This window comes from Deltaproteobacteria bacterium (genome assembly GCA_016213065.1).
Taxonomy (GTDB): domain Bacteria; phylum UBA10199; class UBA10199; order SPLOWO2-01-44-7; family SPLOWO2-01-44-7; genus JACRBV01.
In genome coordinates this window covers 1-7,379 of record JACRBV010000122.1, presented here as the reverse complement: position 1 = coordinate 7,379, position 7,379 = coordinate 1, and the positions used below count along the sequence as shown (strand labels likewise).

General features: G+C 43.8%; 10 protein-coding genes. All 10 read right to left on the bottom strand.

Translation table 11 applies throughout. From position 1 onward, the window contains the following. Positions 1–180 precede the first annotated feature (180 nt). Positions 181–834 (bottom strand): fructose-6-phosphate aldolase, encoded by a 654-nt coding sequence (fsa, locus tag HY877_07225; GenBank protein MBI5300064.1) that lies wholly within the window; start codon positions 832–834, stop codon positions 181–183. Between the two features lie 66 nt (positions 835–900). Continuing rightward, positions 901–1,317 carry a type II toxin-antitoxin system VapC family toxin gene (locus tag HY877_07220; protein ID MBI5300063.1) on the bottom strand — a complete coding sequence of 139 codons (417 nt, stop codon included), beginning with the start codon at positions 1,315–1,317 and terminating at the stop codon, positions 901–903. Then, a complete protein-coding gene (locus HY877_07215; protein ID MBI5300062.1) occupies positions 1,314–1,574 on the bottom strand; it encodes a type II toxin-antitoxin system prevent-host-death family antitoxin in 261 nt (86 codons plus the stop codon). Before HY877_07215 ends, HY877_07220 begins: the two co-directional genes overlap by 4 nt. Before the next feature lie 155 nt (positions 1,575–1,729). Beyond that, positions 1,730–2,128 carry a CrcB family protein gene (locus tag HY877_07210; GenBank protein ID MBI5300061.1) on the bottom strand — a complete coding sequence of 133 codons (399 nt, stop codon included), beginning with the start codon at positions 2,126–2,128 and terminating at the stop codon, positions 1,730–1,732. Next, positions 2,109–3,131: a DUF1646 family protein gene (locus tag HY877_07205; GenBank protein ID MBI5300060.1), complete on the bottom strand. Its 1,023-nt coding sequence runs from the start codon at positions 3,129–3,131 to the stop codon at positions 2,109–2,111. The genes HY877_07210 and HY877_07205 overlap by 20 nt, the downstream gene beginning before the upstream one ends. After that, complete coding sequence (folK, locus tag HY877_07200; GenBank protein MBI5300059.1) at positions 3,128–3,604, bottom strand: 2-amino-4-hydroxy-6-hydroxymethyldihydropteridine diphosphokinase; 477 nt, start codon at positions 3,602–3,604, stop codon at positions 3,128–3,130. The genes HY877_07205 and folK overlap by 4 nt, the downstream gene beginning before the upstream one ends. A gap of 7 nt (positions 3,605–3,611) precedes the next feature. Beyond that, positions 3,612–4,769, bottom strand: coding sequence for an LL-diaminopimelate aminotransferase (locus tag HY877_07195; protein ID MBI5300058.1), 1,158 nt, complete (start codon positions 4,767–4,769; stop codon positions 3,612–3,614). Position 4,770: 1 nt separating this feature from the next. After that, positions 4,771–5,454, bottom strand: coding sequence for a 4-hydroxy-tetrahydrodipicolinate reductase (locus HY877_07190; protein MBI5300057.1), 684 nt, complete (start codon positions 5,452–5,454; stop codon positions 4,771–4,773). Next, positions 5,444–6,322 (bottom strand): 4-hydroxy-tetrahydrodipicolinate synthase, encoded by an 879-nt coding sequence (locus HY877_07185; GenBank protein MBI5300056.1) that lies wholly within the window; start codon positions 6,320–6,322, stop codon positions 5,444–5,446. The genes HY877_07190 and HY877_07185 overlap by 11 nt, the downstream gene beginning before the upstream one ends. 124 nt (positions 6,323–6,446) lie before the next feature. Next, positions 6,447–7,283 (bottom strand): diaminopimelate epimerase, encoded by an 837-nt coding sequence (locus tag HY877_07180; GenBank protein MBI5300055.1) that lies wholly within the window; start codon positions 7,281–7,283, stop codon positions 6,447–6,449. Positions 7,284–7,379 lie beyond the last annotated feature (96 nt).

The following is a 7,379-nucleotide window of genomic DNA, read 5'->3' as shown; positions in this document are numbered from 1 at the left end:
TTTCTCGCTTGGGCTTCACGCTAACTCCTCGCGGAGTAGTACGTGCCAAGTCCGATACAGCGTGCGTCAGGTCGCTTCGCCGGCAAATCTCTCATTCGCAGGTATTTGATAAACTTCTTGGCGCACATGGTTTTATACTAGTTTAAAGAATTCTTCTCGGCAAGAAATTTTACGACTTTTTCAAAACGGTTTGTTCGGTACTTTTCCCCAATCTTTTAAGAATTTTTCAATTCCTGCGTCTGTCAGTGGGTGCTTCATCAGTTGTTTGATGACGGGGAGCGGGATGGTGCAAATATCGGCTCCGAGCATGGCCGCTTCCTTGACGTGAATGGGATTGCGAATACTGGCGACCAGAATTTCTGTTTTGAGAGCGAAGTTGCGATAAATCTGCAAAATATCGGCGATCAAATCCATTCCTGTTTCGCTGATGTCATCCAATCTTCCGACGAAGGGACTGACAATCTTTGCCCCGGCTTTTGCAATCAACAGCGCCTGACTCGAAGAAAAACAGAGTGTGCAATTGGTTTTGATTCCTTCCGACGCAAGTTGTTTGATGGCCTTAAGACCTTCTACAGTGCTTGGAATTTTGACAACAACATTGGGACCAAAATCGGCAAGGCGATGACTTTCATCGAGCATTCCCTTAGCCGTTAAACTCACCGTTTCCAGACTGACGGGACCTTTGATCTCTTGCAAAATTTCTTTGACGACTGTCTTGAAATCGCGTCCGGTTTTGGCAACCAAACTGGGATTGGTGGTGACTCCATCCAAAATTCCCATCGCATTGGCTTCTTTAATTTCATTGATATCCGCAGAATCGATAAAAATTTTCATGGGGCCTTTCTTTTTCATTCTTTCTATTGAAAATCAAGGAGATTGTGACTGCGTGTGATTGCGCTTTCAGATGCCTAAAACGTTTAAACCGTGGGCGTGCGCGGCTTGCGCCAATTCCTGATCATGAGTGGCCAAAAAAAAAGACTCTCCCCTTGTTTCCTGCCATAACAAGGCAGTGGCCAAATGAAGCCCATCAAGAGATCCCACGGGAGAAGCAAATGGTTGTTCTGCCCTTTGAATGATTTTTTCGGTCAGAGGCAGAAGAGCAATGGTATCCAGTAGAGAAAAAAAAGCTTTTCGAATTTTTACGGTGTCTTCATTGGATAAAACCCCGCGAAATCGGAGCCGTTCAATGGTGCGCAGACATTCCAAACGGAGCAGGCGGCTTGCAAACCCTTTTCGTATCTGACGCCACTGGGGGAGGGCATGGGATTCACGCAAAAGTTTTCTTAACACGACGGAGCTGTCCAGATAACAAATCATCTCCTGCTTCTTTCTTCCAGAAGTATCTCGACCGGATCAGTAGAGGAAACTACATCCATTCCTGAAAAGGTCTTCAGAGTTTCGTATCCTTTTTTTGGAGGGATGAGATCAAAGGCCTCTTCTTCCCCTTTTTTCAACGGGACGATTCGGCCGATGGGTGTATTCCGATCTTTTATTATGACCTCCATTCCCTGGCGCACTTTTTTGAGATACTTGCTGAGGTGGTTTCTTAACTCTCCAACTTTGACTTTAATCATGGCTAAACTTAGCCATATTTAGACAAGTTTGTCAAATTTAAATTTTTCCGGCGCGGTAGAAGATTATCTGAATTTTTTCAAGTGTGACGAGGCCTTTTTCAATGATTCCGTCAAGTTTTTTGATATCGATAAAAATTTTCATAAAATTTCCTTTCCTAAGTTAAACGCGAAAGCCAAATACCCCCAAATAGAGCCGTAAAGCAACCAAAAATATGGAGTGAAATATTTCCAAAAACTTTCAAAAGTTCTCTATCCTTGGCTAATGTCCAAGTCTCCAATGCAAAGTCCGAATACGTTGTAAAGCCTCCCAAAATACCGACAAGCAGGAAGAGCTTAAAAGAGGGATGAAATAAAATGGAGTCTTTTGTTGAAGCCGCAAAAAAACCGATCAAAAAACAACCGGAAATATTGACAAGGATAGTGCCGTAGGGAAAGGCAATGCCGAACGTGTGGAACTGAAAGTTTGCAACAAAAACCGGAAGACACTTCCCAAAGCCCCGCCTGTCGCTACAATGGCCAATTTTGTGATCACGATTATTCCATCTCCAAAACAAAGAAAAAGAGCAACATCAGAATCAGCCCTAGTGGAACTCCCAATTTTGCCCATTCTTTGGAAGGGATTTTTAATTTTGAAGCGGCAACAATGTTGGGGATGTTGCCCGGGATCAGCATGCCGCCGGCGATTAACAGACCCATCAGTAATTTTTTGATTTGAATCGGTGTCATGCTGGGGCCAATTTCAGTCGCTGTGAGTGTGGCGTTGTCGAGAATGGCGGAGATCATGTTGATCCAATATAAAACATCGCCGGAAATTTTTACGAGATAGGTGTCGATCATCGGTTTGAAACCCTGACCCAAAAAGACAAGGGCCATGACGAAGAAATAAACCTTGATGGTTCGCACAACAATTTCTTTATAATTTTCTTCGCGATGAGTTCCGGTAAGGCCTTGGTCCTGTTTTTTGTCGTGAAAAAAAAGAGAAAGAATCGATAAAGCAAAAACTCCCGCGACAATCTCGATTCCCAGCAATTTTATGAGATACCAGAAATTGACATCGGGCCATGATTTTAGTTTGGCGATGGCAATGGTGGACAGAGGCTCGCCAATCGGGGTAAGCGCGGCGCCAAGGCCAATGGCAAAGCAGGCGATGATGACAAAGCGGGTCTCAAATTGTTTGTCGAGTTTGAGCATGCTGATCACTTCAACCAACACCAAAGAAGCAATGATGGCTGTGATGATGCTGGAAGCCAGACCCAAAATCAGAATCAAAAAGAAAACGAAAATGGGAACCGGGATTTTCTCAAGCAGTTTTTGAATCCCCGAATCAAGCTTTCGACGCGACCATTTGAATAAAAGTCCAAAGACAAGCACAGCGGCGGTGATGGGTAATGGATCTCTGAGGGCCTCCATAGCGAGATGGCCGCTCATTTGCCGCGAGATAAGACTGGCGGAAACTCCCATGACAAATAAAAAAATCTCCAGATTGTGTTCAATTTTTTTGAAACAAAAAGGAAGAATCAAAACAGCAATCAGAATGACAAAAAGCCCCAGTATCATTGCAGGGTTTTTAGCATGTCTTTAAGAAGTTCTGCCACCGTTTTTTGCAAGACCGGATGAAGCCAGTCTGGTTCCACTTCATGGAGCGGATGCAAAACAAAGAGCCTTTGGTGGAGTTCCGGGTGAGGAATTTGCAAATGCTTTGTGTCGACAACATGATCTTTGTAAAAAAGAATATCGATGTCGATCGTGCGCGGTTGCCATTTTTTTTCTGAAAAGCGTCTCCCCAGTTCATGTTCAATGGTTTTGCAAATGTAGAGGAGTTCGAAAGGAGTAAAATCAGTTTTTATTTTGGCAACACCATTCAAAAAATTGGGATGTGTTTCCCCGGGAAGGGTTTTTGCTTTGGTATCATGCCACTGGGAAATTTTTATGCACTGAATGCCAAAGCCTTCTTTGAGAAGAGACAGGGCTCTCTCACAATTCTTTTTTCTGTCTTTCAAATTGGAACCGAGTGATAAAAAAACAGGCATATGTTTGTCAGGATATTGTTTTTTTGATTCGCGTAACGGCTTCCAATAGTCTTTCCTTTGGTGCGGTGAGTGTCAAACGGAAAAACCCTTCGCCCGCTTCGCCGAAGGCGGTGCCCGGAGTAACCACAACACCTTGGTCCAGCAAATGGGCCGCCATGGTGCTTGATGTCTGGCCATTCGGGACATCAATCCAGAGATAGAAAGTAGCTTTTGGCGGAGTGACTTTGAGTCCGATTTTTTTGAGTGCCTCCACAAAAACATCTCTGCGCTCCTGATAAACATGCCGTATGGGCGGAGTTAGCTCCTCGGCATGTTCCAAAGCGAAAATCCCCGCCTCCTGAATCGCCGAAAATTGACCCGAGTCCGTGTACATTTTGATGGTGGCTAGACCTTTAATGATATCGGCATTGCCGACGGCAAAACCAAGCCGCCATCCGGTCATGTTGAATGTTTTGGAAAGAGAATGAAACTCAACGCCCACTTCTTTGGCCCCGGGCGTTTTCAGAAAACTCACCGGTTTGTGCCCATCATAATAAATTTCAGTGTAAGGAGCATCGTGGCAAACAATTACTTGATGATGTTTTGCAAAGTCCACGACCTCTTCGAAAAAAGTGTCCGTGGCGATGGCGGCTGTCGGATTGTTGGGGTAATTCAAGTGCAACATTTTCGCTTTTTGCGCGGTGTGTTCAGGAATTAATTTTAAATCAGGCAAAAACTGGTTGGTTTTGTGAAGGGGTATCAGGTAGGGAAGCCCTCCGGCAAATTTTGTGCCGTTGGCATAAACAGGATAACCGGGCGTGGGCACCAGCACGATGTCTCCGGGATCGATGAAGGCGTAATGAATATTTGCAATACCTTCTTTTGAACCAATCAGGGCCAGCACTTCTGTTTTGGGATCAACCTGCACTCCGAAACGTTTCAAATACCAGCGTGAAACCGCTTCTCTGAATTTTAATGTCCCTTCGTAGGGGGGATAAGAGTGATATTCCGGTTTGGTGATCGCTTGTTGCATGCATTCAATAATCGGTTTGGGAGTTGGAATATCCGGATCGCCAATACTTAAGTCGATCAGATCAACTCCTTTGAGTCTCAATTCCCGTTTTTTCCTGTCCAATTTGGCGAAGGGGTAGGGGGGAAGTTGTTGTATGCGTTTGGAATAGTGCACGTTAGTTTTTTAAAACATCGATCATTGTATAAAGTCCAGCCTTTTTGCCAAGAATCCATTTCGCCGCTCTTAAAGAACCCATCGCAAAAATTTTGCGATCGAGTGCGCGGTGGGAGAGAGTTATTTCTTCAGACTCCGATGCAAAAACAATGGTGTGATCTCCGATAACTTCTCCTTCTCTTTTCGATTTGATCAACGGTGTTTTCCCAGACAGTTTTTCCACAACATATCCCATACTTTTTGCGGTGCCGGAGGGCTTGTCTTTTTTGTGGATATGATGCGTTTCCGAAATTTCAATCTTAAAATCCGGTCCCAATCGTTCTGTGGCAACACCGATCAATTCAAAAAGAAGATTCACGCCAACCGACATATTTGCGGAATGAACAATGGCAATTTCTTGCGAAGCCTTCTTTAAAATAGATTGTTCTTCGACTCCAATCCCTGTTGTACCAAGGACAAGCGGTTTCTTGTGTTCCGCGGCGAGACGAATATTTTTTTGCGAAGCTTCCGGCAAACTAAAATCAATGAGGAGATCACCTTTTTCAATACACGATTCCAAAGATTGTTGTCTGTTGACTCTGCCGACGATATTAAAATCTTTTGATTGTTCCGCCAATTGGCAAACCAGTGTTCCCATTCTTCCGGTTGCCCCGCAAACAATCAATCGAATCAGATTAGAGCCCATAGTCCTTCATCACTCTCTTTAATTCTTCTTTATTTTTGTCGCTCATGCCACACAAGGGAAGTCGAAATTCTTCCTGACATTTTCCCATGAGTGCCAAAGCTGTTTTGACAGGAATGGGATTGGTTTCAATAAACATGATTTTATTGAGCGCCTGCAAATGCTCTTGTTCCGACAAGGCTTGTTTTTTATCGCCCGCCGCAAAAAGGTCCCACACCTTGGCGACAAGTTGGGGTGCAACATTGGCTGTCACGGAAATGGTACCCTTCCCGCCCAGCATATAGATTTGGGCATTCTGCGCATCTTCTCCCGAATAAACTCCGAAATTGGAATCAACGCCCGCAAGGATCGCCGCAATCTGTTCCAATTTTTCTGAAGCTTCTTTGATGCCAACAATATTATCGATTTTAGAAAGACGCAGAGTCGTTGTTGTTTCCAGATTCACGGAAGTTCGGCCGGGAACATTATAAAGCACGAGAGGAAAATCCACCGCGGAAGCAATCGCTTTGAAATGTTGGTAGAGTCCCTCTTGAGTTGGTTTGTTATAATAAGGAGTGACTTGGAGAGTTCCCTCCGCCCCTGCTTTTTTTGCCTGCTTTGCAAGTTTGATGGCTTTCTCCGTGGAGTTGGATCCGGCGCCGGCAAGCACAGGGATTCTTTTCGCCGCCTGTTCTACAACAAGGGTGATAATTCTTTCGTGTTCTTCATCGCTGATTGTGGGGGCTTCCCCGGTAGTGCCGCATGGGATGATGCAATCTGTTCCCGATTGAATCTGCCAATCCACCAAATGACGAAGGGCTGTTTCATCGATTTTATTATTTTTAAAGGGAGTGATGAGGGCCACCATGGACCCTTTGAAGAGTGGAAGCATAAGAAGCAAAACCAAAGATTAGAAACTAAAAATTAAAAACACATATTAAAAATCAAAAACATAAACTAAGAATATTTTTGAACTTTGGTTTATGTTTTTAATTTTTGGTTTTTAATCTTTCATTTTACAAATAATATTGGCCTTCACAAATGGCTTCTGCAGGACCGGACAACCAAACAAAATTGGTTTCACGATCCCATTCCACTTCCAGTTTGCCACCCGGAAGTTGAATTTTTGCTTTTCGTTCCGTAAATCCGTTTAACACGCTGGCAATTAAGGAAGCGGCGGCGCCTGTACCACATGCAAGTGTTTCGCCACAGCCTCTTTCCCAAACCCGGATTTTCAGTTCATTCAAAGAAACAACATTGACAAAGCTGACATTCGTTCTTTTCGGAAAAAGATGATAATTTTCCAGCAGAGGCCCGAATTTTTCAATTGCGAGATTATCAAGATTTTCCTGAAAAATAATGCAATGTGGATTGCCCAAAGAAAGGCAGGTGATACGAAAATCTTTATTATCAATTTTTAGAGGACGGTTGATAATGCGGCCGCTCAAATTGACCGGGATTTCTTTCCCTTTCATTTTGGGTTCGCCCAGATTCACTTCCATATTTTTTGCAGAGACTTTTGCTTCACGAATGCCGGCCAGTGTTTCAATGGTCATTTCCTTTTTCTGGGTATATTTTTTATCTTTTATATAGCGAGCCAAACAGCGAATGCCGTTGCCGCACATTTCGGCCTCAGAACCATCGGCATTAAAAATCTGCATTTTGAAATCGGCTTTTCTTGATTTAAACAACAGGAGGAGCTGATCGGCTCCGATGCCAAATCTGCGATCGCACATTTTTTTGGCTAATCGTTGTGGGTTTTGGACTTTTGACTTAAGGCAATCGATGATAATGCAGTCATTGCCGGCCCCCTGCATCTTCGTAAATTGAACGCTTTTTTGTTTTGAGACCATAAATACCTGCCCTAAGTGGTTGAAATCATTGATGAAAAATCTGCTGGATAGTAACAAGCTTTGAAGAGGCTGTCAAGGCTTATGTCTTTTTTCGAG